Source organism: Novosphingobium kaempferiae (assembly GCF_021227995.1).
In the GTDB taxonomy this organism is placed as follows: Bacteria; Pseudomonadota; Alphaproteobacteria; order Sphingomonadales; family Sphingomonadaceae; genus Novosphingobium; species Novosphingobium kaempferiae.
The window spans coordinates 163,322-189,477 of record NZ_CP089301.1 but is presented as its reverse complement, the minus strand read 5'-3'; the positions used below and the strand labels follow the sequence as shown (position 1 = coordinate 189,477).

25 protein-coding genes are annotated in these 26,156 nt (G+C 66.9%); 14 read left to right on the top strand and 11 right to left on the bottom strand.

Annotated features, from left to right (window positions below; all coding sequences use genetic code 11):
• Window positions 1-40 precede the first annotated feature (40 nt).
• Both LO787_RS00935 and LO787_RS26135 read left to right on the top strand, forming a co-directional pair.
• A complete protein-coding gene (locus LO787_RS00935; RefSeq protein WP_232494020.1) occupies window positions 41-439 on the top strand; it encodes a BlaI/MecI/CopY family transcriptional regulator in 399 nt (132 codons plus the stop codon).
• Window positions 436-2,220 carry a M56 family metallopeptidase gene (locus LO787_RS26135; protein WP_276574171.1) on the top strand — a complete coding sequence of 595 codons (1,785 nt, stop codon included), beginning with the start codon at window positions 436-438 and terminating at the stop codon, window positions 2,218-2,220. The genes LO787_RS00935 and LO787_RS26135 overlap by 4 nt, the downstream gene beginning before the upstream one ends.
• Window positions 2,221-2,276: 56 nt before the next feature.
• Here LO787_RS26135 and LO787_RS00925 read toward each other — a convergent pair whose 3' ends face one another.
• The 3 genes from LO787_RS00925 to ypfJ form a co-directional block, all read right to left on the bottom strand.
• The gene (locus LO787_RS00925; RefSeq protein ID WP_232494019.1) at window positions 2,277-2,993 is read right to left on the bottom strand and encodes a hypothetical protein; all 717 of its coding nucleotides are present in this window, start codon (window positions 2,991-2,993) and stop codon (window positions 2,277-2,279) included.
• Window positions 2,994-3,103: 110 nt separating this feature from the next.
• Window positions 3,104-3,760, bottom strand: coding sequence for a hypothetical protein (locus LO787_RS00920; protein WP_232494018.1), 657 nt, complete (start codon window positions 3,758-3,760; stop codon window positions 3,104-3,106).
• 58 nt (window positions 3,761-3,818) lie between these two features.
• The gene (gene ypfJ, locus LO787_RS00915) at window positions 3,819-4,697 is read right to left on the bottom strand and encodes a KPN_02809 family neutral zinc metallopeptidase (RefSeq protein WP_232494017.1); all 879 of its coding nucleotides are present in this window, start codon (window positions 4,695-4,697) and stop codon (window positions 3,819-3,821) included.
• A gap of 207 nt (window positions 4,698-4,904) precedes the next feature.
• Here ypfJ and LO787_RS00910 point away from each other — a divergent pair, with 207 nt between their 5' ends.
• The 4 genes from LO787_RS00910 (at window position 4,905) to LO787_RS00895 (ending at window position 10,018) form a co-directional block, all read left to right on the top strand.
• Window positions 4,905-6,455: a M28 family peptidase gene (locus LO787_RS00910; RefSeq protein WP_232494016.1), complete on the top strand. Its 1,551-nt coding sequence runs from the start codon at window positions 4,905-4,907 to the stop codon at window positions 6,453-6,455.
• Between the two features lie 360 nt (window positions 6,456-6,815).
• Window positions 6,816-8,273 carry an IMP dehydrogenase gene (gene guaB / locus LO787_RS00905; RefSeq protein ID WP_232494015.1) on the top strand — a complete coding sequence of 486 codons (1,458 nt, stop codon included), beginning with the start codon at window positions 6,816-6,818 and terminating at the stop codon, window positions 8,271-8,273.
• 22 nt (window positions 8,274-8,295) lie between these two features.
• The gene (locus tag LO787_RS00900; protein ID WP_232494014.1) at window positions 8,296-9,462 is read left to right on the top strand and encodes an RsmB/NOP family class I SAM-dependent RNA methyltransferase; all 1,167 of its coding nucleotides are present in this window, start codon (window positions 8,296-8,298) and stop codon (window positions 9,460-9,462) included.
• Window positions 9,463-9,475: 13 nt separating this feature from the next.
• A complete protein-coding gene (locus LO787_RS00895) occupies window positions 9,476-10,018 on the top strand; it encodes a tetratricopeptide repeat protein (protein WP_232494013.1) in 543 nt (180 codons plus the stop codon).
• Window positions 10,019-10,306: 288 nt separating this feature from the next.
• On the opposite strand, the gene LO787_RS00890 is transcribed toward LO787_RS00895, so the two are convergent.
• On the bottom strand, window positions 10,307-10,789 hold the full coding sequence (locus LO787_RS00890; RefSeq protein ID WP_232494012.1) for an RNA pyrophosphohydrolase: 483 nt from the start codon (window positions 10,787-10,789) through the stop codon (window positions 10,307-10,309).
• Window positions 10,790-11,058: 269 nt separating this feature from the next.
• Here LO787_RS00890 and LO787_RS00885 point away from each other — a divergent pair, with 269 nt between their 5' ends.
• The 3 genes from LO787_RS00885 to LO787_RS00875 all read left to right on the top strand — a co-directional run bounded on the left by LO787_RS00885 (window position 11,059) and on the right by LO787_RS00875 (window position 15,071).
• Complete coding sequence (locus tag LO787_RS00885) at window positions 11,059-13,020, top strand: 2-oxoacid:acceptor oxidoreductase subunit alpha (protein ID WP_232494011.1); 1,962 nt, start codon at window positions 11,059-11,061, stop codon at window positions 13,018-13,020.
• Between the two features lie 16 nt (window positions 13,021-13,036).
• Window positions 13,037-14,050 (top strand): 2-oxoacid:ferredoxin oxidoreductase subunit beta, encoded by a 1,014-nt coding sequence (locus tag LO787_RS00880; RefSeq protein WP_232494010.1) that lies wholly within the window; start codon window positions 13,037-13,039, stop codon window positions 14,048-14,050.
• Between the two features lie 82 nt (window positions 14,051-14,132).
• Window positions 14,133-15,071 carry a metal-dependent hydrolase gene (locus LO787_RS00875; protein WP_232494009.1) on the top strand — a complete coding sequence of 313 codons (939 nt, stop codon included), beginning with the start codon at window positions 14,133-14,135 and terminating at the stop codon, window positions 15,069-15,071.
• Here LO787_RS00875 and LO787_RS00870 read toward each other — a convergent pair.
• On the bottom strand, window positions 15,040-15,744 hold the full coding sequence (locus LO787_RS00870; protein WP_232494008.1) for a phosphatase PAP2 family protein: 705 nt from the start codon (window positions 15,742-15,744) through the stop codon (window positions 15,040-15,042). The genes LO787_RS00875 and LO787_RS00870 overlap by 32 nt on opposite strands.
• 42 nt (window positions 15,745-15,786) lie before the next feature.
• On the opposite strand from LO787_RS00870, the gene LO787_RS00865 reads away from it, so the two are divergent.
• The 3 genes from LO787_RS00865 (at window position 15,787) to LO787_RS00855 (ending at window position 19,413) form a co-directional block, all read left to right on the top strand.
• Complete coding sequence (locus LO787_RS00865) at window positions 15,787-17,151, top strand: cryptochrome/photolyase family protein (protein ID WP_232494007.1); 1,365 nt, start codon at window positions 15,787-15,789, stop codon at window positions 17,149-17,151.
• A 153-nt stretch (window positions 17,152-17,304) separates the two neighbouring features.
• Window positions 17,305-18,036, top strand: coding sequence for a methanethiol S-methyltransferase (mddA, locus tag LO787_RS00860; RefSeq protein ID WP_232494006.1), 732 nt, complete (start codon window positions 17,305-17,307; stop codon window positions 18,034-18,036).
• Between the two features lie 87 nt (window positions 18,037-18,123).
• Window positions 18,124-19,413 (top strand): SAM-dependent methyltransferase, encoded by a 1,290-nt coding sequence (locus LO787_RS00855; protein WP_232494005.1) that lies wholly within the window; start codon window positions 18,124-18,126, stop codon window positions 19,411-19,413.
• Window positions 19,414-19,565: 152 nt separating this feature from the next.
• Here the strand turns inward: LO787_RS00855 and LO787_RS00850 are convergent, their stop codons facing one another.
• From LO787_RS00850 to LO787_RS00825, 6 genes are all read right to left on the bottom strand, one after another.
• Entirely contained in the window at window positions 19,566-19,910 is a 345-nt protein-coding gene (locus LO787_RS00850; RefSeq protein ID WP_232494004.1) for a PilZ domain-containing protein, read from the bottom strand.
• Between the two features lie 76 nt (window positions 19,911-19,986).
• Complete coding sequence (locus LO787_RS00845; protein ID WP_232494003.1) at window positions 19,987-20,715, bottom strand: SDR family NAD(P)-dependent oxidoreductase; 729 nt, start codon at window positions 20,713-20,715, stop codon at window positions 19,987-19,989.
• The gene (purF, locus tag LO787_RS00840; protein ID WP_232494002.1) at window positions 20,712-22,157 is read right to left on the bottom strand and encodes an amidophosphoribosyltransferase; all 1,446 of its coding nucleotides are present in this window, start codon (window positions 22,155-22,157) and stop codon (window positions 20,712-20,714) included. The genes LO787_RS00845 and purF overlap by 4 nt, the downstream gene beginning before the upstream one ends.
• Before the next feature lie 147 nt (window positions 22,158-22,304).
• The gene (locus LO787_RS00835; protein ID WP_232494001.1) at window positions 22,305-22,757 is read right to left on the bottom strand and encodes a tRNA (cytidine(34)-2'-O)-methyltransferase; all 453 of its coding nucleotides are present in this window, start codon (window positions 22,755-22,757) and stop codon (window positions 22,305-22,307) included.
• Between the two features lie 78 nt (window positions 22,758-22,835).
• Window positions 22,836-23,204 (bottom strand): hypothetical protein, encoded by a 369-nt coding sequence (locus LO787_RS00830; protein ID WP_232494000.1) that lies wholly within the window; start codon window positions 23,202-23,204, stop codon window positions 22,836-22,838.
• 62 nt (window positions 23,205-23,266) lie between these two features.
• Window positions 23,267-24,100 carry an alpha/beta fold hydrolase gene (locus LO787_RS00825; RefSeq protein WP_232493999.1) on the bottom strand — a complete coding sequence of 278 codons (834 nt, stop codon included), beginning with the start codon at window positions 24,098-24,100 and terminating at the stop codon, window positions 23,267-23,269.
• Between the two features lie 119 nt (window positions 24,101-24,219).
• On the opposite strand from LO787_RS00825, the gene LO787_RS00820 reads away from it, so the two are divergent.
• Together LO787_RS00820 and LO787_RS00815 are read left to right on the top strand one after the other, a co-directional pair.
• Complete coding sequence (locus tag LO787_RS00820) at window positions 24,220-25,461, top strand: lipoprotein-releasing ABC transporter permease subunit (protein WP_232493998.1); 1,242 nt, start codon at window positions 24,220-24,222, stop codon at window positions 25,459-25,461.
• On the top strand, window positions 25,454-26,137 hold the full coding sequence (locus LO787_RS00815; protein ID WP_232493997.1) for an ABC transporter ATP-binding protein: 684 nt from the start codon (window positions 25,454-25,456) through the stop codon (window positions 26,135-26,137). The genes LO787_RS00820 and LO787_RS00815 overlap by 8 nt, the downstream gene beginning before the upstream one ends.
• The last annotated feature ends 19 nt before the right edge of the window (window positions 26,138-26,156 follow it).

Here is a 26,156-nt window from a genome sequence, read left to right as displayed (position 1 = left end):
CATTCATGTTTACAGACGTAGTCGATTACGTGTGTAAACAATGGAGGCATGGGTGTCGGATTCTGCCGAACAGCCTGAGAGGATTTCCGAGGCCGAGCATGCGGTGATGGAGGCGCTGTGGCAGCGCAGCCCGCTCACCGCGCAGGAAGTGTGCGAGGAAGTCTGCGGCCCGCGAGGCTGGAGCCTTGCCACGGTCAAGACGCTGCTGTCGCGCCTCGTGGTCAAGCAGGCGGTGGAGACCGAGCCCGACGGCAAGCGCTTCCTCTACTCCCCCCGCATCGAGCGTACCGACTACGTCGGCGCCGAAAGCCGCCGCCTGGTGGACCGCCTGTTCGGTGGGCGCGCGGGGCCGCTCTTCGCGCATCTTGCGCAGAGCGAGCAACTGACCGACGATGACATTGCCGAGATCGAAGCCCTTCTCAAGGAGCTCAAGTCATGATCGAGTGGCTTACCGATACGCTGCTGGCCACCGGCGCGCTGATGGCGCTGGTGCTGCTCGTCCGCCGTCCCGTCGCGCGCTGGTTCGGCCCGGGCGCCGCTTATGCGCTCTGGGCTCTGCCGATGATCCGGCTGGTGCTGCCACCGCTGGCCTTGCCGCGCTTCATGGCGCTGCCGAGCCTCCAGTTCGGGGTGGAGCAAGCCACTGCCTCCGCTGCCGCCGTTCAAAGCGCAGCGCCGGTCGAGACGGTGATCGCTCCGGCAGCGGCGCCAGCGGTCGATGCTCTTGCAGCGCTTCCTGCGGCTGAGGTCGTCAACGCCGCCCCGGTCGAGCCGAGCCTGCTCGCGCAAGTGCCGTGGATGACGGTGGCGCTCGCCATATGGCTGGGCGGTGCGGCGCTGTTCCTCATCTGGCGCACCGTGACGTACCGCTGGATGCGTCGCGATCTGCTCGATGGCGCCCGCGTCGTCGCCCATTCGGATACCGTGCGCATCGTCGAAACGCCCGCGATCAGCGCGCCGCTCGCCTTCGGGGTGTTCGACAAGGTCGTCGCCCTGCCGAGCGGGTTCCTTGCCGAAGCCGATTCCGAAACCTCGGACTTCGCCATCGCGCACGAGATGGAGCACCATGCGGGCAGCGACCTGCTGGCGCTGATCGCGATGCAGCCGCTGTTCGCGCTGCACTGGTTCAATCCCATCGGCTGGGCCGGATGGCGTGCCGTGCGGGCCGATCAGGAAGCGTTCTGCGACGCTCGCGTGATGGCCGGACGCAGTCGCGCCGAGCGTGCCCGCTATGGCCGCCTGATCGCCTCGATGGCGGGCGGCACCCGGCTCGGCCTTGCCGCGCCGATGGCAGGGCCGCTCTCGGGCGAGAAGCCGATCATCCAGCGGCTCAAGGCGCTGGGTGCGGCCGACGTGACCCCCGCCCGGCGCGTGCTTGCCCGTAGCCTCTTCGCGCTGGCCATCGTCGCCGTGCCCGCGACCGCGACGGTCAGCTATGCGGCGATGGACGGAGGCGACGGCGAACCTGCCGACGGCACTTACGCCCCCGCGCGCATTCACACCAAGGCTCCAATGGTGCCGCTCGCGCCGCAGCCCCCGGCACCTCCGGCTGCTCCGGAAGCATTCGCCGACGGCGAAATGCCGGATGTACCCGATGTTCCGGAGCAGCCTTTGCCGCCCGAAGTGGACATGGCGGACGCTATCGTGCCGCCGGCGCCGCCTGCACCTCCGGCTCCCCCGGCACCTCCCGCACCCTTCGCTTCGGCGGCACCGATGCCCGCTCCGGCTCCGAGGCCCGTCCGCGTCAATGCCCGGACCGTGACCTACCAGAATGTCCGGGTGCGCGATCAGGCCGACGCCTGGCGCATGAGTGCCGACGCGCAGCGCCGTGCTGCGGAAGCGCAGAAGATGGCGGCAGAGGCCATGGCGAGGGCACCGAAGGTCGAGGAGAAAGTCTCCGCCGATGGCCGCTTCCACACGATCCGCATCGTCAGCAAGGACGGCAATGTCCGGTCCGACCGCACGATGGTGCTCGACAAGGATTGCCCTGCCGACAGCCCGCACCGGGAAACGCGGACCGAGGCGAACGGCGCCACGACGCGCACGGTGATCTGCACGGGAGAGCCCAAGGCGGCAAGGACTGCGGCCTTGCAGGCGCTCAATACGGCGCGGGCCTCGATCGCTTCCAATACGGCGCTGAGTGCGAAGATCCGCGCGGAGATCCTGGCCGATCTTGATGGCGAGATCGCCGATGCCCGGCGCGAGGCCCAGGAAAACTGAGGTTTTTCAGGCAAAGGGAAGGGCGGCGGCCTGAGATCGCCGCCCTTTTCGCATGGTCAGGCCGGGCGGAGCTTCGCGTTCTCGATGTGCCAGCCTTGCGAGATGCCCATGCCGCGGTTGATCTGGCGCAGGGCGTAGCTGCCGGTGAAGCGCTGGCGGCGGCCGTCGTCGAGTTCGGCATCGACCGTGACCGGCACCGTCACGTAGATCGAACCGGCCCCGCCTTCGACGTCCGAAACCTTGCCGATGTCGACATGGGTGCGGCGGGTTTTCGCGTAACCTTCTGAAAAAGCGGTCAAAGTCTTGCCGCTGGTGCCACCGTCCGGGCCCCACAGGGCGTAGGCCGAGGCGTAGTCCCGGGCATTGATGGCGCTGTAGTAGCGCATCACCATGTCGGCGGCGGCTTCCCGACTGACCGGATCGAGGCTGCAACCTTCTGTTTTTGCAGCATCTTCTCCGAGAATCGCGCAGCCTCTCGCCACCTCGTTGCGGATCATTGCGCAGGAATTGGCGACGTTGCACGGTGGCCGCGTGGCGGGGGAGACGGCTCGGCATTGTTCCGCTAGCTTGCTCGCCGCCGCCTCGCCGATATCGGCCGCGCAGGAGATCGGACCGGCGGGCGCGGCGGCCATTTTCGATACCGATTGTGGCGCAATTCCGCCGGTTTCGGGCGAACTCGCCTCTGCTCCAGGCGCTATCGCTTCGCTAGAATCGGCCTCTGACGGTGGGTTTCCGCTGCATGCACTGAACAGCACCGAGACGGCACCGAGCATGGGCAGAGCGAAACGTAGCGAAACCATCCGGGCACCTCGACTAGTCATCGCACTCACAGGGCGAGTGCTTCAGAAGCAACGAGGCGACCGGGTCGATGTTTCCGCTTTCGTCAGTGCTTCGGCACGGGCTGGCGCGCGTCGGGTTCCGACTTGAAGGCAAGACCCTTATCGCTCTTATCGGCCTTCGCTTCCGCCTTGGCCTTCTTCTTGTCGGCCTTTTCCTTTTCGATGGCTTCCATTTCGTTCAGCTTCGCCTGCACGACATGGGCCGGAGCCGGGGCGGCTGGATAGGCGCAGCCCTTCGCCTGGCCGACGCCCTTGAGGAAGCCGCGCCGCGTCAGGCCTGCCTGGATCGCAGCATTGACCTTGCGGTCCTGCGCGTTGGCGCCCGAGACTTCGCGGATCAGCCCGCGGAAAGGAATGAAGGATGCAACCACCCATTTGCCGACGCGGCCCGCGTTGATGCGGTCGCGCTCTTCGGCGGGGAGGTCGATGTCGGGGCCGAGCACTTCGTCGAGATCCTTGATCGCGGCGGAAAGCTGGCGGCACTTGGCAAGGCCCTTGATGCGATAGGGTTCCGCCGTGGCCTGTATCAGCAGCGGCGGGATTTCGCCGTCGCGCCCGACGTTGAGGTCGTTCACCGGCGTCTTCGCCACGTCCATGGCGTCCGGATCGCGCGAGGTTATCGGTTTGTCTTCCTGGCGCGCCATGACGGGGGTCGCAACCAGACCCATCATGACGAACGCACCCACCAGCTTGCGGCGCATGTCCCTGTTCTCCTGTCCCCGGCGTTGCGGACGCCCGTTCGGGTCCGCGAATACACCGTCACTCTATGGACTTGAACGTGTCACAGGCATCCTCGTTCCCGGTATCGAGGCCGCGCTTGAGCCAGCGCATCCGCTCGGCGCTGGAGCCGTGGGTGAAGCTTTCGGGCGAGACTGCCTGCCCGGCGTTCTTCATCAGCGTGTCGTCGCCGATGGCGCTGGCGGCGGTCAGGCCTTCCTCCATGTCGCCCGGCTCGATGAGGTCGCGGTGCTTGCCCGCCCAGACGCCCGCGTAGCAGTCGGCCTGAAGCTCCATGCGTACCTGCAGCGCGTTCTCCTGCCGGGGGTTCTGCTGCTGCGCCTGCCGCACCTGACGCGCCGTCCCGGTGAGGTACTGGACATGGTGCCCGTACTCATGGGCGATCACGTAGTACCGCGCGAAGTCGCCCTTGGCGCCGAGTTGCTTCTCCAGTTGGTCGTAGAAGCTGACGTCGATGTAGATGCCCTGGTCGGCGGGGCAGTAGAACGGACCCATCGCGCTCTGCGCCGCGCCGCAGCCGCTCTGGGTGCCGCCGGTGTAGAAGGTGAGGGTGGGCTGCTCGAACGGCACGTTGGCCTGCCGGAACAGCGGCTCCCACGTCCTGTTGAGCGAGGACAGCGCGTTGCAGGCCTCCAGCGAATAGGCGTTCGAGCGGCAGATCTCCGACGTGCTGCGCTGCCCGCCGCCCGCCTGCTGCGCGGGGGCAGGGGCCTGCTGTTGCTGCACCCCCTCGATCGTGCCGAGCATCTGCCCCGGATCGACGCCAAAGACGAGCGCGCCGATCAGCACGATGACGAGCGTGCCGCAGCCGAGCTTGCCGCCACCACCGAAGGGCAGGCCGCCGCCCCGGCCACCTTCGTTGACGCGGATGTTGTCGGGGTCGAAATCGTCGAGCCGCATGGTCGTTCTGTCCCTGTTGTCCAATGCCGGTAAGACACGTCGTCGCGTGGAGATCAATTCCCAAACCTACCCCCTGTTCCGTGAGGGCTTCCGGGTGTTGCATCGCTACGCCATGTTGCACTTGCGGTGAGAAAAATGCTGCGTCTGCACGGGGGCGGACGAAAAATTCCAACCACCGTCGAATTTGTGTCGTATAGGTGGGCCGCAATGAATTCGGGCAAGTGGGCAGCAGGGACAAGTGCTTGGAAAGCGGCTGCGTTTTTCGCGCCGCTGGCCTTGGGCGTTGCCGTGCTCGGCGTCGCGCTGAGACCCACTTCCGTCCCCGCCGCCAGCGTCAGCCGTGCCGATCAGGAGATCGAGAATCGCCTGCGCACGCATATCCAGATTCTCGCCAGCGACGACTTCGACGGGCGTGAGCCCGGCACCGACGGCGAGGCGAAGACGCTGCGCTACCTCGCGAAGCAGTGGTTCGATATCGGGCTCGTCTCTGGCACCAACGATCCCGGCAACGAGTGGTTCGCCCCCGTCTCGGTGATCGCGCACGAGCCTGAAGGCGGCAAGGCGGTGTTCGCGCGCAAGGGCTACCGCGCGGTGATCACGCCCAAGGACGTGCTGGTCTTCACCTCGGGCAAGCGCGCGCTGGTGCGCAATGCGCCGCTGCTGTTCGTGGGCCGCGCGCGCAGCCAGGACTTCACGCGCAACGAACTGGCGGGCCGCATCGCGGTCCTGCTCGATGGCAACACGCCCGACAGCGCGCGGCAGAACGACCTGCTGGCGATGGGCGCATCGGCGGTGCTGACGGTGCTCGACGGGGAGCGCACCATTGCCGAAGTCGAGGCGCGGCGTCGGCGTTCCGGATACGCGCTGTCCGACGAGACGCTGGGTGGCGATCTCGAAGCCTTCGTGGGCCGTGCCACCATGGACACGCTGCTCAAGGGTACCTCGCACACGCTCGATGCTCTGGAAGAGGCAGCGGCCAAGGACGATTTCGCCCCTATCGTCCTCGACGTGACCGCCTCGCTCGAAGCGAGCACGAACGAAACGACGATTCGCACGCACAACCTGATCGGCAAGATTCCGGGGCGGAACAGGCGGGCCGGGGCGGTGCTCTTCGTCGCCCATTGGGACCATTTTGGAGAATGCGGCGAGGCCCCTGCGGAAGACATCATCTGCAACGGCGCGATCGATAACGCCAGCGGCGTCGCCGCGCTGACCGAAGTGGCGCGACGCCTTGCCCGCAATCCGCAGATGGACCGCGACGTCTACTTCCTCGCGACCACGGCGGAGGAACTCGGCCTGCTGGGCGCGCACGCCTTCGCCGACCAGCCGCCGGTGCCGCTGGAGAATTTCATCGCCGCGTTCAACATCGATTCGATCGCCATCGCGCCGAGGAAGACCCCCTTCGCCATCGTCGGGCGCGGCATGACCGGGCTCGACAAGGACATCGCCAAAGTGGCGAAGGCCGAGGGCTTCAAGCTGCGCGACAACGACGAAGCCAACGAATACGTCAAGCGGCAGGACGGCTGGGCGCTGCTCCAGCATGACATTCCCGCCGTCATGGTGACGACCTCCTACGGCGACATCAACCGCATGCGCGCCTTCTTCGACGGCGACTACCACCGCCCGAGCGACGACCTCTCTCACCCGCTCCAGCTCGGCGGGGCGACCGACGACGTGAAGATGCTGACCGCGCTGGGCCGCTGGTTCGCCGATACGCGCAAGGTGCCCGTCGGCGCGCCGAGGGTTCCGGCGAAATAGAGCATCATCCCGGCGAAGGCCGGGACCGTGGGCTGTCTTTAGGCACGCGCTATCGGGCGGGGGGCTTCGACAGGCTCAGCCTGAGCGGATTTGGGACAAAACCTTACCTTCATCGTCATTGCGAGCGTAGCGAAGCAATCCAGCGCCGCGCGAACTCCATTGGATTGCTTCGCTACGCTCGCAATGACGAACCTTGGATGCTCCCGCTCAGGCTGAGCCTGTCGAAGCCCCCGGCGAGATGGCGCAACACCTTCATGCGGCACCCGCGAAAAACATGGGATTCAACCCCTAGCCCTTTGCCCCCCCTTTGATTACATGAGCCGCCACGATTCTCCCCCTCGAAGACAATTGGTGGCGCATATGGATATCCAGCTCGGACTTACTTTCGACGACGTACTCCTGCGTCCCGCCAAGTCCGACATCGTGCCCACCCAGGCCGATACGCGCTCCATGCTGACCCGCACGATCGGGCTCAACATCCCCGTCATCTCGTCCGCCATGGACACCGTGACCGAGGCCGACATGGCCATCGTCATGGCGCAGATGGGCGGCATCGGCGTGCTGCACCGCAACCTCTCGATCGAGGAGCAGGTCGCGGCGGTCCGTCAGGTGAAGCGCTTCGAGAGCGGCATGGTCGTCAACCCGATCACGATCAGCCCCGATGCATCACTGGGCGAGGCGCAGGCGATCATGACCGCCAACCGCATCAGCGGCATCCCGGTGGTCGAGGCTTCGGGCAAGCTGGTCGGCATCCTGACCAACCGCGACGTCCGCTTCGCCGACAACGCCGCGCAGCCCGTGCGTGAACTGATGACGCACGAGAACCTCGCGACCGTGAAGGTCGGCGTCGGCCAGGACGAGGCGCGCCGCCTGCTCCACGCCCGCCGCATCGAGAAGCTGCTGGTGGTCGACGAGGGCTTCCACTGCGTCGGCCTCATCACCGTCAAGGACATCGAGAAGGCCGTCCTCTTCCCCGAAGCCACCAAGGACGAGGCAGGCCGCCTGCGCGTCGCCGCCGCCACCACCGTGGGCGACAAGGGCTTCGCCCGCACCGAGGCGCTGCTGGCGGCCGAATGCGACGTCGTCGTCATCGATACCGCGCACGGCCACAACAAGGACGTGGCGCTGGCGGTCGAGCGCGTGAAGAAGCTGTCGAACTCGGCGCAGGTCATCGCAGGCAACATCGCCACCGCCGAAGCCGCCAAGGCGCTGATCGACGCGGGCGCGGACTGCGTGAAGGTCGGCATCGGTCCCGGCTCGATCTGCACCACGCGCATCGTCGCGGGCGTCGGCGTGCCGCAGCTCACCGCCGTGATGGAAGCCGCCGAAGAAGCCGACAAGGCGGGCGTGCCGGTCATCGCCGACGGCGGCCTGCGCACTTCGGGCGACGCCGCCAAGGCGCTGGCCGCGGGCGCTTCGACCATCATGGTCGGCTCGATGCTCGCGGGCACCGAGGAAGCGCCGGGCGAGACGTTCCTGTACCAGGGCCGCGCCTACAAGTCGTACCGCGGCATGGGCTCGGTCGGCGCGATGGGCCGCGGCTCGGCGGACCGCTACTTCCAGGGCGACATCAAGGACCAGATGAAGCTCGTGCCCGAGGGCATCGAGGGTCAGGTGGCCTACAAGGGCCCGGCGAAGGACGTCATCCACCAGCTCGTCGGCGGCATCAAGGCGGCCATGGGTTACACCGGATCGCCGACCATCGAGGCGCTGCGCAAGAACTCCAAGTTCATCCGCATCACCAACGCAGGCCTGCGCGAGAGCCACGTCCACGACGTGACCATCACGCGCGAGGCGCCGAACTACCCGACGCGCTGAGAGGGCCGCAGGGCCTAAAACCGTGACCCCTGCCGCCCGCGTCCAGACCGCGATCGAGGTGCTCGACCTCGTGATCGAGGCGGCGCGCTCCAACGGGGCGCCCGCCGACCGGCTGATCTCCGAATGGTTCCGCGCGCGCCGCTGGGCGGGCAGCGGAGACCGGCGCGCGGTGCGCGAACTCGCCTACCGTGCCATCCGCGCCTGCGGTGAGATCCCCGCCAACGGCCGCGCCGCGATGCTGCGGGTGGCGGCGGACGATGCGCAGCTTGCCGCGCTGTTCGACGGTTCGCGCCATGCACCTGCACCCATCGACCCGGTCGAGCCCGTCGCTTCCGGCGGCGTCGCGCCTGCATGGCTGATGGCGCGGTTCGCCGCCAGCGGCGTCGACAGCCCTGAGGCGCTGCTCGACCGCGCCCCGCTCGACATCCGCGTCAATACGCTCAAGGCCGGACGTCTGGATTTGCCCGAGGGCGCGGTGAAGGTCGCGCCTGTGAACGGCTGGCGCTATCCGCCCGAGACCAAGATCGAGCAGTCCGAAGCCTATCTTCAGGGCATGATCGAAGTGCAGGACGCGGGCTCGCAGCTTACCTGTGAGGTCGTCGCGGCGCGGCCCGGCGAGACGGTGATCGACCTGTGCGCCGGAGCAGGGGGCAAGACGCTCGCGCTCGCCGCGGCGATGCAGAACGAGGGCGCGCTGATCGCCTGCGATGCCGACCGGGCGCGCCTTTCGCGCCTTGCGCCGCGGGCCGAGCGGGCTGGGGCGAGCAATATCGAGACAGTGCTGCTCGACGCCAATCGCGAGATGCAGGCGCTCGACCGCTTCGTCGGCAACGCCGACGCCGTGCTCGTCGATGCGCCGTGCTCCGGGACCGGGACATGGCGGCGCAACCCGGAAGCGCGCTGGCGGCTGACCGACAAGCAGCTCGATCGCTACGCGGCGATCCAGTCCCGCCTGCTCGACGTGGCGGCGACGCTGGTGAAGTCGGGCGGGCGGCTGGTCTTCGTGACCTGCTCGCTGCTCGACGCCGAAGGGGCGGATCAGGCGACGGCCTTCCTCGCCCGCCACCCCGGCTGGCGCGCCGAGCTGCCCGTGCTGCCCGCCGGGACCGTTCGCGGAAGCGGGCTCAGATTGTCTCCGTCCCATGACGAAACCGACGGCTTTTTCGTCGCGCGCTTCATTCGGCTGTGATAGCGTCACCGGCATGATGAGGACGAAGACCTCGGCCAAGGACCTGCTGATGCGTTATACGCCCGTTGCTATCGCTCTTTCCCTGCTAGCCGCCACGTCCTCCAGCGTCCTCCTGTCGCAACCGCCCGCGCAGCTCGACCCGCGCGCGTCCGCGCTGCTGACCGAAGGCCATGCCGCCGCCGCGGCGGGCAATCTCAACGGTGCGATCGACGCCTATGAATCGGCGCTGACGGTGGAGCCGGGCAGCGTCGAGGTGCTGCTCTCGCTGGCCGACGCCACGCGCCGCCAGGGCATGCAGGGCAAGGCGCTGCACTACTACCGCGTCACGCTCGCCAGCGATCCGCGCAATGTCGTCGCTCTTGCGGGCGAAGGCATGGCGCTGGCGGAGAAGGGCGCGACCGAGAAGGCCAACCGCAACCTCGCGCGTCTCCAGACCCTGTGCGGCAAGGATTGCGCAGAGACGCGCACGCTGGCCACGGCCATCGCCAAGGGGCCTGCTCCGCGCATGGTCACAGCAGATGCGGTGACGCCCAAGACGGCGGTTTCGGAAAACTGAGGCCTCGTCGTCCCGGACTTGATCCGGGACCGTGAGCTGTCTTTAGGCGGGTGTTCTCAGCGGGGGCTTCGATAAGCTCAGGGTGAGCGGCACACACACACCTTCGTCATTGCGAGCGTAGCGAAGCAATCCAGCGGCGTATGCCAACCGTGGATTGCTTCGCTGCGCTCGCAATGATTATGTGATAGAAACCCGCTCAGGCTGAGCCTGTCGAAGCCCCCACGCGCAGGGCGCGCCTAAAGACAGCCCACGGTCCCCGCCTTCGCCGGGACGACGCCAAGCGCGAATTCAGATCAGCGCCTTGAACTCTTCTACCACGGCCCGATAGACGCGCTTCTTGAACGGCACGATCAGGTCGGGCAGCAGTTCGGCGTCGATCCACTTCCAGTCGTTGAACTCGGCCGGCTGGTGCGCATTGAGGTCGATGTCGGCGTCCTTGCCCTCGAACCGGGCGAGGAACCAGTGCTGGCGCTGGCCGCGATACTTGCCCTTCCACAGCTTGCCCATCAGCTCGGCCGGAAGGTCGTAGAGCAGTTCCTCGCGCGTCTGGGACAGCAGCGTGGCGTGATCGCGAGAGACGCCGGTTTCTTCCCAAAGCTCGCGGAGCGCGGCTTCCTTGAGGTCTTCGCCATCATCGACGCCGCCTTGCGGCATCTGCCAGAAATCGCCTTCCTTGGTGTCGATACGCTTGCCCACGAAGACCTTGCCGTCAGCGTTGACGAGCATGACTCCCACGCAGGGGCGATACGGCAGGGACGAGAAGTCAGTCATGGAAATAGGCAAATCCGGAATGAATGGGAGCGGCTCTCTACGCGATTCGGCAGGAAATGCACCCGTGCGTCGGCCATGATGGCAAGATGGCCGAAGGGCGCGCGCTTGGCTAGCCGGTATTGACTGTCCGCAGTTGAGGTTCACACTCATGCCCATGGCGATAAATGCAATGTTTGTTCGCCCAAGGGAAAACTAATTTGTAAATGGGAACCTGAGTCCGCAGCCTCGTCACAAGAAAACCGGCGCGGACCGGCGCGAGAGGATCGAGCATGGCGACACTGGCCGCAGAGGACGGGTACGGGCACGATACCAGAGCATCCAGCGACACGCCCGAAGCGGTCGTCGTCCGCTTCGCAGGCGACTCGGGTGACGGGATGCAGCTGACCGGCGGGCAGTTCACGCTTTCCACTGCGCTGGCGGGCAACGATCTGGCGACCTTCCCAGACTTTCCGGCAGAGATCCGCGCGCCGCAGGGCACGCTGTTCGGCGTCTCCGCGTTCCAGATCAACTTCGGCTCGCAGGAGATCACGACGGCGGGCGACGCGCCGGACGTGCTGGTGGCGATGAACCCTGCGGCGCTGAAAGTGAACGTCGCCGCGCTCAAGCCGGGCGGGCTGGTGATCGCCGACACCGGGGAGTTCAACAAGCGCAACCTCGAAAAGGCGAAGTACGCGGAGGACCCGCTGGAGGACGGCAGCCTCGCGAAGTGGGATGTGCTGGCCTTCGACATCTCGGCGCTGACGCTGGAAGCGGTGAAGCCCTTCGGCCTCGGCAACAAGGAGGCGCTGCGCTGCAAGAACATGTGGACGCTGGGTCTGGCGCTCTGGATGTTCGACCGCGACCGGCAGCCGCTGGTCGACTGGCTCAACGCCAAGTTCGCGAAGAACCCGGTGCTGGCCGAGGCGAATATCGCCGCGCTCAATGCGGGCCATGCCTATGGCGAGACGGCGGAACTGGCCGGTCCGCTGAGGAAGCTGCACATCGACCCGGTGCCTTCCGAGCCCGGCCTCTACCGCACGGTGACGGGGGCGGAGGCGGTCTCGCTCGGCCTTGTCGCGGGGGCGCAGCTTGCGGGGTTGCCGATGTTCTTCGGCGGCTATCCGATCACACCCGCCTCCGCCGTGCTCCACAATCTCGTCAAGATGAAGGAGTTCGGCGTCACCACCTTCCAGGCGGAGGACGAGATCGCCGCGATCTGCGCCGCAATCGGGGCGTCTTATGCCGGGCAGCTGGGCGTCACGTCCTCGTCCGGCCCCGGCATCGCCCTGAAAGGGGAGGCGATGGGGCTGGCGATCATGACCGAGCTGCCGCTGGTCATCGTCAATTCGCAGCGCGGCGGGCCTTCCACCGGCCTTCCGACCAAGACCGAGCAGTCCGATCTCTATCAGGCGGTCTATGGTCGCAACGGCGATGCCCCGTTGCCGGTGATCGCGGCGCGCTCGCCGGCTGACGCCTTCGAATGTGCTATAGAGGCCTGCCGCATCGCCACGCGGTTCATGACCCCGGTGATCCTGCTGACCGACGGCTACATCGGCAATGCCTCCGAGCCGTGGAAGGTGCCCGATCCGGCGGCGTTCGAGCCGTTCCCCGTGGCGTTCCTGAGCGAACCCAACGGGCCGGAGGACAAGGTGCTGCCCTTCAAGCGGGACGCGCGCGGCGTCAGGCCGTGGATCAGGCCGGGGACGGCGGGGCTCATGCATCGCATCGGCGGGATCGAGAAGGCCATCGACACCGGCAACATCGACTATGCCCCAGACGTCCATCAGGCCCAGACCGATGCGCGCAAGGCCAAGGTGGAGGGGATCGCAAAGTCGGTCCCGCCGCAGGAGGTGGCGATCGGCGATGCGAAGGCGAAGCTGGCGGTGGTGGGCTGGGGCTCCACTTTCGGGCCGATCCATCAGGCGGTGCGGCGGGCGCGGCGCAGGGGGCTCGACGTCAGCCACATCCACGTCCGGCATATCTGGCCGCTGCCGGAAAACCTCGGCGAACTGCTCGGCGGGTTCGGCAGCGTGTTGGTGCCGGAGATGAACACCGGCCAGTTCAAGACCCTGCTGCGCGACCAGTTCCTGATCGACGCGGTGCCGCTCAGCAAGACCAGCGGCCAGCCCTTCGCCATCGCCGAGATCGAGGCCGCCATCGGCACCTTCTTTGATGTCATCCCGGATAACGAAGGCGGCGAGGTTCCGGTCAACGAAGCCCAGCTTCCCGCCCCTGAAATCGAACAGCCCTGAGCGAGAAAGGCCGATCATGAACGACATGACCCCGATCCAGACCACGCTCAAGGACTGGGAGACCGACCAGGAAGTGCGCTGGTGTCCCGGTTGCGGCGACTATGCGATCCTGAAGGCGGTGCAGCGCACGCTGCCGATGCTGGGCGCGGATCCGAAGAACACCGTCTTCGTCTCCGGCATCGGCTGCTCCAGCCGGTTCCCGTACTATGTGGAAAGCTATGGCTTCCACACCATCCACGGCCGTGCGCCTGCGGTGGCGACGGGGATCAAGCTGGCGAACCCGGAACTCGACGTGTGGATAGTCACCGGCGACGGGGACGGCATGTCGATCGGCGGCAACCACACGATGCACGTCCTGCGCCGCAATCTCGACTGCCAGATCCTGCTGTTCAACAACGAGATCTACGGGCTGACCAAGGGGCAGTACTCACCCACCAGCCGCGTCGGTACGCCATCGCCGACTTCGCCCATCGGCTCGGTGGATCGGCCCGCGAGCCCCTGCGCCTTCGCGCTGGGGGCAGGGGCGCGGTTCGTGGCGCGCGGGTATGACGTGTCGAAGGATCTGCCCGAAGTGCTGAAAGCGGCCTATCTCCACAAGGGGGCGGCGTTCCTGGAGATCTTCCAGAACTGCATCGTCTACAACAAGGACCGCTTCGACGACTTCACCGCCAAGGCCGTGGCGGCGGACATGCAGATCGTCTGCCAGCATGGCGATCCGCTGCTTTTTGCCAAGAGTACCAAAGGCTTGGCGCTCGATCTTGAGACGCTGTCGCTCAAGGTCGTCGATGTGGCGGACGGGGACTGGACGGCGGCGGGCGTGGCGGTCCACAATGTCCGCAACCGGGGCCTCGCGCACATGCTGGTGGAGATGCCCTTCGGCCCGTTCCCGATGGCACTGGGCGTGATCTACGATGATCCCGCGCCGACGTTCGAGAGCGCCGTCGTCGCCGAGCGGGCGAGCCTGATCTCCGGCAAGAGCGCCGATCTCGGCAAGCTGCTGGGCAAGGGGCAGACGTGGACCGTCGCCTGATCCGCTGACACCTTGTCCCCGGCACCTTGCTAACGCGCATCGCGGACCCGATAAAGGTTCGCGATGCAACTCCCTGCCTTTCATGGATAACCTCACGCACAGCCTCGTCGGCTGGGCGCTCGCCGAAACCGGGCTCAAGCGCCTGACCCGCAAGGGGCTGGCCGCCTGCGTGCTTGCCGCGAACATGCCGGACATCGATGTGTTCTTCGGCTGGTCGTCATGGGCGCCGCTGGCGATGCACCGCGGGTTCACGCATGGCCTCGTCGGCGGCGTGCTGCTGATGCCGCCGCTGCTGGCGGGGCTGCTGTGGCTGCTGGACCGCTGGCAGGTCTCGCGGGGGAGCGCTTTCGCCAGCGGCTTGCCGATGCGCTTCGGCTGGTTGCTGGCCCTGTGCTATCTGGGCGCGCTGACGCATCCGCTGCTGGACCTGCAGAACACTTATGCCGTCCAGCTGCTCTCCCCGGCGAGCGAGCGGTGGTTCCATACCGACGGCCTGTTCATCATCTCGCCCTGGCTGCTGGCGATGCTGGGCGCGGGGATCTGGCTGTCGCGGCGGCGGCAGTGGGGCGGGCCTGCGACGGCCGCACTGGCGGGCGTGATCGGCTTCATCGGCGTCAACATCGCCATTTCCGCGCAGGCATGGGCGGCGCCCGGGATTGACGCCGACCGCATCTTCGCCGCGCCCGAGCCGCTGCTGTTCTGGCGACGGGAGATGGTGTGGCGGCAGGCCGGGACGATCACGCACGCACGCTACGACCCGCTGGGGCAGGGGCTTTCGGAGGTCTCTGCGCCTGAGCTCGACAACATGGGCGACCCGCTCGTCCAGCGGGCGGCCGTGGCGACGCCGGAGGTTCGCAAGTTCCTTGCTTGGGCTCAGATGCCGGTGGCGCGGATCGAGCGGCGGGCCTGTTCCGCCACCGTCACTTTCGGTGATGCGCGGTTTTCCGGGCCTCGCGTAGTCGGCAGCTTCGCGGTTGCCGCCGATGTGCCTACGCCCGGTCCGGGCTGTCCGCCTCGCTGAGCTCCTCCTCGATCGCCTTTGCGGGCCGGTGGAGCAGGGCGCTCGCCAGGAAGGCCCAGCCGGCGCCGCCGAGCCAGCCTGCAATCACGTCGCTCGGCCAGTGGACGCCCAGCCAGACGCGGCTCCAGGCGATGGCGAGGCTGAGCGCCATGGCCGCGCCGATCAGCGTCCAACGCACGGAAATCCGCGGGCTCAGCGCTGCAAACGCCAGCGCCATCGCGATATAGACCACCGCCGCGCCGAAGCTGTGACCGCTCGGGAAACTGTGCCCGCCCGCTTCGGTCAGGTGCGGCACGATTTCCGGCCTCTCGCGCCCGACCAGTGCCTTGAGCGCGCCGCTGACCAGCCATCCGCTGATGACGGTGAGGGTGAAAAGCGCGGCTTCCCGGCGCAGTTTCAGGAACAGCAGGCCGACCACTGCGGCAATGGCGAGGAGGTTGCGCAGCAGCACCCCGCCGAGTGCCGTCACGTCGCGCACCATCTCCAGCAATTTGGTGGAACCGCGCGGGGCGAGCGTATCATCGCGCCAGAAAAGCAGGCCCGCCCGGTCCAGCATTTCGGCCTGTCCGCCATGCACCGCCAGCGTGCACAGAACGACACCTAGCCAGCACAGAGCGCCACAGAGCAGCGCCTTGCGGCGATCTATGCGAAACCCATGGGAACTTTGCGCCATCAGGCTATGGAACGCGCATAGAAAAGAGGCGTTGCGCTGCTCATGAGTTCACCCGTCATCGTCTGGCTGCGGCGCGACCTGCGCCTGTCCGACCAGCCTGCCATCGCCGAAGCCGCGCGCAAGGGGCCGGTCGTCCCTGTCTACATCTGTGACGACGAGACGCCGAAGCATCGCGCCATGGGCGGTGCCTCGCGTTGGTGGTTGCACCATTCGCTGGAAGCGCTTGACGCCGCGTTGCGTGAGAAGGGATCGTGCCTGATCCTGCGCCGGGGCCGCAGCGACGAGGTGCTGGCGCAGCTGGCCGAGGAAGTGGGCACGCGCGAAGTCCATGCGCTGTATCATTACGAGCCGTGGTGGCGCAATGCCGAGAGGGCGGTGGGCAAGGCGCTCGACCTCCATCTGCACCATGGCAACTACCTTGCTCCGCCCGGCTCCATCACCACCGGGTCGGGCGGGCTCTACAAGATCTACACTCCGTTCTGGCGGGCGCTGCGCGAACACATGCCGCCGCCTGAGCCGCAGCGCCGTCCGCAGACCATTGCCGCACCGACGCAGTGGCCGAAGTCCGACACGCTGGCCGACTGGAACCTGCTGCCGAGCAAGCCCGACTGGGCGGGCGGCCTGCGCGACATGTGGCGGCCGGGCGAGGCGGGGGCGCATCGCAACCTGAGCGCTTTCGTGGACGAGGCCGCCGCCTACGAACGCCAGCGCAACCTGCCGTCGGTAGAGGGCACCTCGCAACTCTCGCCGCACCTGCACTTCGGCGAACTCTCCCCGGCGCAGGTCTGGCATGCGGTGGCGGATGCGGGCGGATCGGTCGGCACGTTCCTGGGCGAGATCGGCTGGCGCGACTATGCGCAGAACGTGATCCTGCAGTATCCCGACTACGGCAGCCGCTACGCCCGCGACCCCTTCGGCGACTTCCCGTGGCGGCGCAGCCAGCGCGATCTGGAGGCGTGGCAGCAGGGGCGCACCGGCTATCCCATCGTCGATGCCGGGATGCGCCAGCTGTGGCACACCGGCTGGATGCACAACCGCGTGCGCATGATCGCCGCCAGCTTCCTCATCAAGCATCTGCTGATCGACTGGCGCGAGGGCGAGCAGTGGTTCTGGGATACGCTGGTCGATGCCGACTACGGCAACAACGCGGTGAACTGGCAATGGACCGCCGGGTCGGGCGTGGACGCCAACATGTTCGTGCGGATCATGGCGCCGCTGACCCAGTCGGAGAAGTTCGACGCGGCGGCCTATATCCGCGAGTGGGTGCCGGAGCTGGCGGACCTGTCGGACGCCGATATCCATGATCCGCCTGCGGGGAAGCGACCGAAGGGCTATCCGGACAGGGTGATCGAGCATCGTGAGGCGCGGGAGCGGGCGCTGGCGGCTTGGCAGCGGGCGAAGGGATAGTGCAGTTCCTCCCCGGCACGGGGAGGGGGAGGAATGGCGAAACCTTGCGCGACTCGCGCTTTCGTGATGCACTGCGTTTCATAATAAGGTGTCCGCGCCGTAATCGTGCGCGTGAGTGAGAACATATCCCGATCCCGAAAAGGAGTGCCCGTGATGAGAGGCATCTTTCTTCTTTTCGCCGTCGCGGCTTACGCGATCTTCTTCGTGACGTTTCTCTATCTGGTCGGTTTCGTGGGCAACCTGCCGCGGCTTCCGGTGACGGTGGATCGCGGACCGCAGGGCAGTGTCCTTGCCGCCGTGGTGGTGGACCTGTTCCTGATCGCGCTGTTCGGCGTGCAGCACAGCGTCATGGCGCGGCAGGGCTTCAAGCGGGCCTGGACGCGCATGGTGCCCGAGCCGCTGGAGCGCAGCATCTACGTCCTGTGCGCGAGCGTGGTGCTGATCGTGCTCTTCGCGTTCTGGCGACCGATCCCGGCGAACATCTGGACCGTGACGAACCCGGCGGGCGCGGCGGTGCTCTGGGTGCTGTTCGCCGTCGGGTGGTTGCTCGTGCTGCTGAGCACCTTCCTCATCAATCACTTCGAACTCTTCGGGCTCCAGCAGGTGTACCTCCATGCCCGGGGGCAGAGCGCCGCCGCGCCGCGGTTCCGGCAGCCGCTGTTCTATCGATTCGTGCGCCATCCGCTCTATTCGGGCTTCCTCATCGCCTTCTGGGCGACCCCGGCGATGAGCGGCGGGCACCTGCTGCTGGCGCTGGGCATGACGGCCTACATCCTGATCGCCATCGGCTACGAGGAGCGCGATCTGGTCGGGCTGTTCGGACGCGATTACGAGGATTACCGCGCGAAAGTCGGCATGCTGGCGCCGCGCTGGGGCAGGGACTGACCGGTCGGAAGCGCCTGCCGTCTCCTGCAATATGGCACCCGCACCTGAACAATTGCCCAACACGCTTTTCGAGTCCATGATCGGCGCATGAACGCGCAAGCGCCGGGCAGAGGTGGGGAACTGGTAGAAGGGGGACGCGCCATCGGCGTCGGCCCCCAATGGTTCGCGCGGCTGTGGTCCGGCGGGGTCCACCGCATTCTCGATCGCATCGACATGGGGCTGGAGCGCGGCTCGATCATGACGACGCTGCCCGGCGGCGAGACGCGGCTGCTCGGCGGACGGCAGCAGGGCTTCGACGCGACGGTCGATATCAAGAGCTGGCGCGCGCTGCTGCGTCTGGCGACTTCGGGCTCGGTGGGCTGGTATCAGGCGTGGGATCTGGGCGAATGGGAAAGCCCGGACCCGGTCCCGCTCTTCGCTCTGTTCATGGACAATGCCGTGGCGCTGGGAGACACCGGGCGCGCGCACGGGCCGTGGCGGCTGCTGTCGCGCATGCTCCATGCGCTTCACCGCAACACCCGGCGCGGGTCGCTGAAGAACATCCACGCGCATTACGATCTCGGCAACGACTTCTACGAGCAGTGGCTGGGCGAGACGATGCTCTATTCGAGCGCTCTGTACGAGGACGTGGAGCCGGGGCCGAACGCCTACAGCCAGTTCGTGACCGAACTCGACGTGGCGCAGTCGGCCAAGGCAGGCGCCATCATCGAGCGGCTGGAGCTAAAGGCCGGGCAGCGGGTGCTGGAGATCGGCTGCGGCTGGGGCACGCTGGCGGCCTTCGTCGCCAGCCACGACGCCGTGCATGTCGACGCGATCAGCCTCTCGGACGAACAGCTCGCCTTCGCGCGCGGCCGCTGGACGGCGGAGCAGGGCAGCGTCGACTTCCGCAAGCAGGACTATCGCGACGTCGATGGCCAGTACGACGCCATCGTCTCGGTCGAGATGGTGGAGGCGGTGGGGCGGGCCTACTGGCCGGATTTCCTCGACTGTATTGCGCGCAACCTCAAGCCCGGCGGGCGGGCGGCGCTGCAGCTGATCTCGATGCCGGATGCGATCTTCGAAGGCTATGCCCGCAGCGCCGACTTCATTCAGACCTTCATCTTCCCCGGCGGCATGCTCATCAAGGAGAGCGAGTTCCGCGCCTTGGCGAAGGAGCGGGGGCTCAGGTGGCAGGACCGGCGCGGTTTCGGGCCGGATTATGCGCGGACCTTGCGGCAGTGGCGCGAGAACTTCGATCAGGCCGTGGAGGAAGGCCGCCTGCCGCGCGGCTTCGACGAGCGCTTCGTGCGGCTATGGCGGTTCTACCTGATGTACTGCGAGGGCGGGTTCCTCGGCGGCGGGATCGACGTGGCGCAGGTGACGCTGGTCAAGGGGTAGGCGCTCGTCGTCCTGAGCGATCGCAGGGCGTCATTTCCCCTGCTTCGTCCATCTCCCCTTGGGTCGTCATTGCGAGCGTAGCGAAGCAATCCAGCGGCATAGGCCAACCCTCGATTGCTTCGCTGCGCTCGCAATGACGAGGTGTATGGAGGTCACCTCGACCGGCCATCCCCGTTCCAGCGGCTCATCACCGCATCCAGATCCATCGGCTCCAGCAGCTTCTCGAAAGCACAGCCGACCAGCCCGTTGTCCCACCAGGCGACCTTGGCCTGCAACGCATCCTCGCGCCCCGGCAGGGTCAGCCAGCACATCGTGCGCGGCGCGATGGGGGCCATCGCAGTCGCCGAGAAGCCGGAGAGCGAGAGGTCGCGCACCGCCGTCTGGAAGCTCTTGGAACCGGAGGGGCGCAGCGTGGCGGGAATCGAGATGCGATTGCGGATCGCGCTGCGGTCTTCCTGCGCCGCAGCGGCGTAACGTTCCTTCTGGGTGTCGACCATCGGCGACCTCACACGTTTCGACGGCTCAGAACCGTCAGTTCAGCGCAAGGTGTCCCAGAATGGGGTTACGATCCACTTACTGCGGCTGGTTAACGGTTTCCCGGTGTCCCGACGCGAACTGCTCGGACAGCAGGGCGACCATGCGGTTGGCCACCGCTTCGGGCGGCTTGACCGATGCCGGAGCCTCGCCCGGATAAGCCCGCGCACGCATGGCGGTGCGGGTGGCGCCGGGGTTGACGATGGCGACGCGGATCTTCGAGACCTTGGCGGTTTCCTGCGCGTAGCAGTCCAGCAGCACCTCGAACGCGGCCTTTGTGGCGCCGTATGCGCCCCAGTAGGCGCGGGGCGCTTCGGCGACCGTGGAGGTCATGCCGATGACGCGCGCGTCCGGGCTCTTCTTCAGCAGCGGATCGAAGTTCGCGATCAGCGCCTGCGTGGCGAGGACGTTGGTGGTCAGCGCCTTGTTGAAGGCGCGCTGGTCGATGTCGGCGACGCTGGTCAACTCGGGCAGGATCGCCGCGTTGATGACCAGTACGTCGAGCTTGCCCCAGCGGTCCTGCACGGCGCTGGCGAGGCGGGCGATGCCGTCCGGCTCGACCAGGTCGACCGGCGCGATGGTGGCCGATCCGCCCGCCTGGTAGATGCGCTCCTCGACGCCTTCCAGCGCCCTGGTGTCGCGCCCGGTCAGGACGACGTGCGCGCCCTGTGCCGCAAGCGCCACCGCGGTGGCCTCGCCGATGCCCCGGCTGGCGCCGGTGACGAGCGCGACCTGTCCCTCGAACTGACTTTCCGGGGCCTTGCTCACGCCGCGTTCAGTTCCGCGACGCGGTCGGAGAAGTCGGTCAGCTTGGTCGGATAGTCGCCGGTGAAGCAGGCGTCGCAGAACTGCGGGCACTTGTTGGCGCGCTTTTCCTCGCCCACCGCGCGGTACAGGCCGTCGATGGAGACGAAGGCAAGGCTGTCGGCCTTGATGAAGTCCGCCATCGCCTCGGTGTCCATCGTCGCGGCGAGCAGCTTGGAGCGCTCGGGCGTGTCGACGCCGTAGAAGCACGAATGCTCGGTCGGCGGGCTGGCGATGCGCATGTGGACTTCCGCCGCGCCCGCATCGCGCATCATCTCGACGATCTTCTTCGACGTCGTGCCGCGCACGATCGAATCGTCGATGAGGATGATGCGCTTGCCTTCCACGATGGCGCGGTTGGCATTGTGCTTGCGCTTCACGTCGGCATGGCGCGCGGCGTCGCCCGGCTGGATGAAGGTGCGGCCCACGTAGTGCGAGCGGATGATGCCCAGCTCGAACGGGATGCCCGACTGCTGCGCGTAGCCGATGGCGGCGGGGACGCCGCTGTCGGGGACGGGGATCACCACGTCGGCGTCGGCGAAGGCTTCCTTGGCCAGCTCCATGCCGATCTGCTTGCGCACCTGGTAGACCGAGCGGCCGTCCATGACCGAATCGGGGCGCGAGAAGTAGACGTGCTCGAAGATGCACGGGCGCGGCGCTGGGTTGCCGAACGGGCGGTGGCTGGAGATCGTGCCCTTGTGGTCGACCTGCACCAGCTCGCCCGGCTCGATCGAGCGGACGAACTCGGCGCCGATCACGTCGAAGGCGACGGTTTCCGAGGCGAAGACGGTGGCGTCGCCGATGCGGCCCATCACCAGCGGGCGGATGCCCAGCGGGTCGCGGCAGGCGATCATGCCCTCTGCGGTCGTGCAGATCAGCGAGTAGGCGCCCTCGACCATGCGCAGTGCATCGACGAAGCGGTCGAGCAGCGTGGGATAGCGGCTGGTGGCGACGAGGTGGATGATGACCTCGGTGTCCGAGGTCGACTGGAAGATCGAGCCCTTGGAAACGAGATCGCGCTTCAGCATCATCGCGTTGGAGATGTTGCCGTTGTGGGCGATCGAGAAGCCGCCTGCGGCAAGGTCGGCGAACAGCGGCTGCACGTTGCGCAGGCCCGAGCCGCCGGTGGTGGCGTAGCGCACGTGGCCCGAGGCCATCGAGCCGGGGAGGGTGTCCACCTCCTTCTGGCTGAACACCTGCGCAACGTGGCCGATGCCGCGATGCGAGTGGAACTCAGCCCCGGAGAAGCTGGTGATGCCCACCGCCTCCTGCCCGCGATGCTGGAGGGAATGGAGCCCGGCGGCGGTGATGGCCGCAGCTTCCTTGGCTCCGATAACGCCGAAAATCCCGCACTCTTCGCGCAGTTTGTCCCCATCGGCATCACGAAAGGGGTGAGTCATGTTCATGGTATCGTCCAGCCCGACTGGCGCGTCAAAACGCGTCGCGCATTTGGCTGCGATCGCTCCGAAAAGCAAGGGGGAAGGGATGGGCTGTGGATGGGGCGGCTTCCTGCGCCTGTCCCGTGACGGGAAGATGACGGGATGCCGTGCGGTTCAGCCCGGCAGCGTCCCCGTCTGCCGCAGCGCCTCGCCCAGCGCGAGCGCGGCGGAGGTGGCGAGGTTCATCGAGCGGACCTCTGGCCGCATCGGCAGGCGCACGCGGGCGTCGCAGGCGTCGGAGACCTCGGCGGGCACGCCTGCGCTCTCCTTGCCGAAGATCAGGATGTCGTCGGGCCGGAACGGGAAGGCATAGGCGGATTCGCTGCTCTTGGTGGTGAACAGCACCAGCCGCGCCGCGCCGACGGTCTCCCGAAATGCCGCGAAACCGGCATGGCGGGTGATGCTGACGTGGTCGATGTAGTCCATCGCGGTGCGCCTCACGCGGCGGTCGTCCCATGCGAATCCCATCGGCTCGATGAGGTCCACCGCCGCCCCCATGCACGCACCGAGACGCAGGACGGCGCCGACGTTTCCGGCGATTTCAGGTTCGAACAGGGCAATGCGCATCGCGGCTGATTGCCGGTGTCGGGTGCGTGTTGCAAGCCTGTGGGGGCGGTTTCGACGTGGAGAGTGCGGGAATGCGGGTCACTGCTCTCCAGCACTTACGACCGGGCGCGGTACCCAGATGGTGCATGATAACCCATCGGTTGCAGGCCCGCCGTCTGGCAGCCGAGTCCGCTTGAAGCAGCCTCCGAGCGGAAACTCGCGGCTGAGCCATCGGCCCTCGGGCGTATCCTGCTCGTAGGGTGGGAGTTTCGCATGCTCCAGAAAGGTCCAGAGCCGCGCGGCCGTGTCGCCCACGCAGATATATTTATGGCTGTCTTCCGTGTCGCTCACTTCGCCCGCAGCAACCGCGTTTTCCAGGCACGCTTCCATCAGACCGGGCACCTGCTCGGGAAAGGTGGGCGTGTCTGAAGCGGCAATTGCCATGGCGGCGGCAAGGATCAGGATCATGCAACGACCCTGCCGAGTTTGTCCAATGCGGACAAGTATCAAGGTTGTAAGCGGTCTGCCGGTTACAACGTGTCCGCAACGGTCGCGCCGTTGTTGCCCGCCTCGATCAGCAGAACCTCGGCAAGGGCATGGGGGCGGGTGTTCATCACCTGATGGCCGGCGTCGATCGTGACCGTGCGCTCCGTGCCGAAGCGTTCGGCGAATACGTTTTGCCAGGCAGGCGGAAGGATATTGTCACGCAGGCACAGCACGAAAGTCGATGCTACGGCGTCGAGCCCATCATAGTTCCATGCGGTGTAGGCGTAGGTCTGCAGCGGCCACTGATCACTTCCGAGCCTGCCGAGGAACGCGGCCTTGGTCGGCAGGTCCATGTCGTTGCAGAACATCGCATCGTAGCGGTGTTCCATCGGGGTGGTCTTCGGGTCCATCGGCCAGCCGACTTCGTCGGGGTTCTCTCCCCTGATGCCGTCACCGATCATCCGGGCCACGGATTGGTTGGGCAGGGGAATGGAGCAGGAAACGAAGATGCAGCGCCTGAACAGCCGGGGCCTGCGCGTCATCATCAGGGCCATCGCCTGCCCGGCCTGTGAATGTCCCACAAGGACGACGTCCGTCAGGCCGCTCGCTTCGATGTCTCCGATCAGCTCGTCGGCGACATCTTCAAGGGTCAAATCGTCCGAGCGGCGATCGCGCTTCGATCCGCATCCGGGCACGTCGAGGGTCAGGACATTGGCTATGTCGTTGCTGCCTTGTGCGTGCAGCGCCGCAATCGTCTCCGCCCAGACCCAGCTTCCCTGTCCGCCGCCGTGAAGAAATGCGAAGTTCATGGTCATGGCTCTCCTCCGCCGCGATCGTGGCCTTTCCGTGCGGTCGGGAAAAGCAGGGCGGCCAGTCATCGCTGCGGCGGCTGAGGGCGATTTCCCTCCACCCGGGAACCATCGCCGCCCCCCATGCCTTGCCAGCGACACTTGCGCATCCTAATGCCTCAACGCCTCTGCAAGACGGACCCCCTCGCTTGATCCTATCCCCTTTCGAATGGACGATCGCGAAGCGCTACATGCTGCCCGGCAAGGGTGAGCGCTTCATCGCCCTGGTCGCCGGCATCAGCCTCGTCGCGGTCATGCTCGGCGTCGCCGCGCTGGTCATCGTCATGAGCGTGATGAACGGCTTTCGCGCCGAGCTTTTCGACAAGATCGTCAATCTCAACGGCCACGCCATCATCCAGGCCTACGGCGGCCGCCTCGACAACTGGCAGGGCGTCCTTCAGGACGTGCGCAAGACGCCCGGCGTCGTGCGCGCCTCGCCGCTGATCGAGCAGCCGCTGCTGGCCAGCTTCAACGGCCGGGTCGAGGCGATCATCGTGCGTGGCAACACCAACGAGGACATCACCCGCATCGCCGACAAGGTGAAGGCGGGCAACCTCGGCGAACTCAAGCCCGACAGCGACAACGTCGCCATCGGCAAGCAGCTTGCCCAGAACCTCGGCGCGCAGGTGGGCGACGTCATCACCATCATCAATCCGCAAGGGCGCTCCACGCCCTTCGGCACGGTGCCGCGCCAGATCGCCTATCGCGTGGCGGCCGTGTTCGAGATCGGCGTCTACGACTACGACAACGCCTTCGTGGTCATGCCCATGCAGGACGCGCAGACGCTGCTGCTGACCGGCGACCAGATCGGCATGATCGAGGTGACGACCAGCAACCCCGACCGGGTGGGAGAGATCCTCGCCCCGCTTACCCGCCAGCTTGCGGGCCGCGCCGTGGTGACCGACTGGCGCACCATCAACGCCTCTTTGTTCGAGGCCCTGGCGGTGGAGCGGGTGGCGATGTTCGTGATCCTCTCGATCATCGTCCTCGTCGCGGTGTTCAACATCCTGTCCTCGCTCATCATGCTGGTACGCGCCAAGACGCGCGACATCGCGATCCTGCGCACGATGGGCGCGACGCGGCGCTCGCTGCTGAAGGTGTTCGTGACCGCGGGCTTCTGCATCGGCGCGATGGGGACGGTGGCGGGCGTGGCGATCGGCTTCGTGTTCCTCTACTTCCGCCAGCCGATCGTGCATCTGGTGGAGATCCTGACGGGCCAGAACCTGTGGGATCCCTCGATCCGCTTCCTGACCGAGCTGCCCGCGCGCTCCGACCCGGTGGAGATCGTCACGATCTGCATCATGGCGCTGGTGTTCAGCTTCCTTGCCACGCTCTACCCCGCCTACAAGGCGGCGAGCACCGATCCCGTGCAGGTGCTGCGCTATGAATGATATCGTTGACCCGGTCGTCCGCCTGACCGACGTGACCCGCAGCTTCGAGCAGGGCGGGGTGAAGATCGACGTCCTGCGCGGGGTGAACCTTGAGGTTCGGCCCGGAGAGATCGTCGCGCTGCTCGGTCCATCGGGCTCGGGCAAGTCGACGATGCTGCAGGCGATCGGCCTGCTCGAAGGCGGCTTCGGCGGCAGGATCGAGATCGCGGGCATCGACGCCAGCCGTCTGGGCAAGGACCAGCGCGCGGCGGTGCGGCGCGATCACATCGGCTTCGTCTACCAGTTCCACCACCTGCTGCCGGACTTCAACGCGATCGAGAACGTCGTGCTGCCCCAGCTCATCACCGGCAAGGGCCGCTCCGCCTGCGAGGCGCGGGCGACCGAACTGCTCGAAGCGCTCGGCCTCGGCCAGCGGCTGGAGCACCGGCCGAGCAAGCTCTCGGGCGGCGAGCAGCAGCGCGTCGCGGTGGCCCGTGCGCTCGCCAACCGGCCGCATATGGTGCTGGCGGACGAGCCCACCGGCAATCTGGACGAAGCGACGGCGGACCGCGTGTTCGCGCAGTTCCTCGCGCTCGTGCGCGGAGAGGGCAGCGCCGCGCTCGTCGCCACGCACAACGAGCGGCTGGCGGCGGCGATGGATCGCGTGGTCCGGCTTCACGACGGGGTTCTTACTTAACGGGAGGCGGAACCCCCGT

Excerpts from the sequence above, each read along its gene's own strand:
- LO787_RS00835 (WP_232494001.1), bottom strand. The coding sequence starts at position 22,757 with ATGCGCATTGCCCTGTTCGAACCTGAAATCGCCGGAAACGTCGGCGCC.
- purF (WP_232494002.1), bottom strand. The coding sequence starts at position 22,157 with ATGAACATGACTCACCCCTTTCGTGATGCCGATGGGGACAAACTGCGC.
- LO787_RS00855 (WP_232494005.1), top strand. The coding sequence starts at position 18,124 with ATGAACGCGCAAGCGCCGGGCAGAGGTGGGGAACTGGTAGAAGGGGGA.
- LO787_RS00830 (WP_232494000.1), bottom strand. The coding sequence starts at position 23,204 with ATGATCCTGATCCTTGCCGCCGCCATGGCAATTGCCGCTTCAGACACG.
- guaB (WP_232494015.1), top strand. The coding sequence starts at position 6,816 with ATGGATATCCAGCTCGGACTTACTTTCGACGACGTACTCCTGCGTCCC.
- LO787_RS00935 (WP_232494020.1), top strand. The coding sequence starts at position 41 with ATGGAGGCATGGGTGTCGGATTCTGCCGAACAGCCTGAGAGGATTTCC.
- LO787_RS00815 (WP_232493997.1), top strand. The coding sequence starts at position 25,454 with ATGAATGATATCGTTGACCCGGTCGTCCGCCTGACCGACGTGACCCGC.
- LO787_RS00880 (WP_232494010.1), top strand. The coding sequence starts at position 13,037 with ATGAACGACATGACCCCGATCCAGACCACGCTCAAGGACTGGGAGACC.
- LO787_RS00925 (WP_232494019.1), bottom strand. The coding sequence starts at position 2,993 with ATGCTCGGTGCCGTCTCGGTGCTGTTCAGTGCATGCAGCGGAAACCCA.
- LO787_RS00885 (WP_232494011.1), top strand. The coding sequence starts at position 11,059 with ATGGCGACACTGGCCGCAGAGGACGGGTACGGGCACGATACCAGAGCA.
- ypfJ (WP_232494017.1), bottom strand. The coding sequence starts at position 4,697 with ATGCGGCTCGACGATTTCGACCCCGACAACATCCGCGTCAACGAAGGT.
- LO787_RS00910 (WP_232494016.1), top strand. The coding sequence starts at position 4,905 with ATGAATTCGGGCAAGTGGGCAGCAGGGACAAGTGCTTGGAAAGCGGCT.
- mddA (WP_232494006.1), top strand. The coding sequence starts at position 17,305 with ATGAGAGGCATCTTTCTTCTTTTCGCCGTCGCGGCTTACGCGATCTTC.
- LO787_RS00890 (WP_232494012.1), bottom strand. The coding sequence starts at position 10,789 with ATGACTGACTTCTCGTCCCTGCCGTATCGCCCCTGCGTGGGAGTCATG.
- LO787_RS00920 (WP_232494018.1), bottom strand. The coding sequence starts at position 3,760 with ATGCGCCGCAAGCTGGTGGGTGCGTTCGTCATGATGGGTCTGGTTGCG.
- LO787_RS00825 (WP_232493999.1), bottom strand. The coding sequence starts at position 24,100 with ATGACTGGCCGCCCTGCTTTTCCCGACCGCACGGAAAGGCCACGATCG.
- LO787_RS00865 (WP_232494007.1), top strand. The coding sequence starts at position 15,787 with ATGAGTTCACCCGTCATCGTCTGGCTGCGGCGCGACCTGCGCCTGTCC.
- LO787_RS00875 (WP_232494009.1), top strand. The coding sequence starts at position 14,133 with ATGGATAACCTCACGCACAGCCTCGTCGGCTGGGCGCTCGCCGAAACC.
- LO787_RS00850 (WP_232494004.1), bottom strand. The coding sequence starts at position 19,910 with ATGGTCGACACCCAGAAGGAACGTTACGCCGCTGCGGCGCAGGAAGAC.
- LO787_RS00895 (WP_232494013.1), top strand. The coding sequence starts at position 9,476 with ATGATGAGGACGAAGACCTCGGCCAAGGACCTGCTGATGCGTTATACG.
- LO787_RS26135 (WP_276574171.1), top strand. The coding sequence starts at position 436 with ATGATCGAGTGGCTTACCGATACGCTGCTGGCCACCGGCGCGCTGATG.
- LO787_RS00870 (WP_232494008.1), bottom strand. The coding sequence starts at position 15,744 with ATGGCGCAAAGTTCCCATGGGTTTCGCATAGATCGCCGCAAGGCGCTG.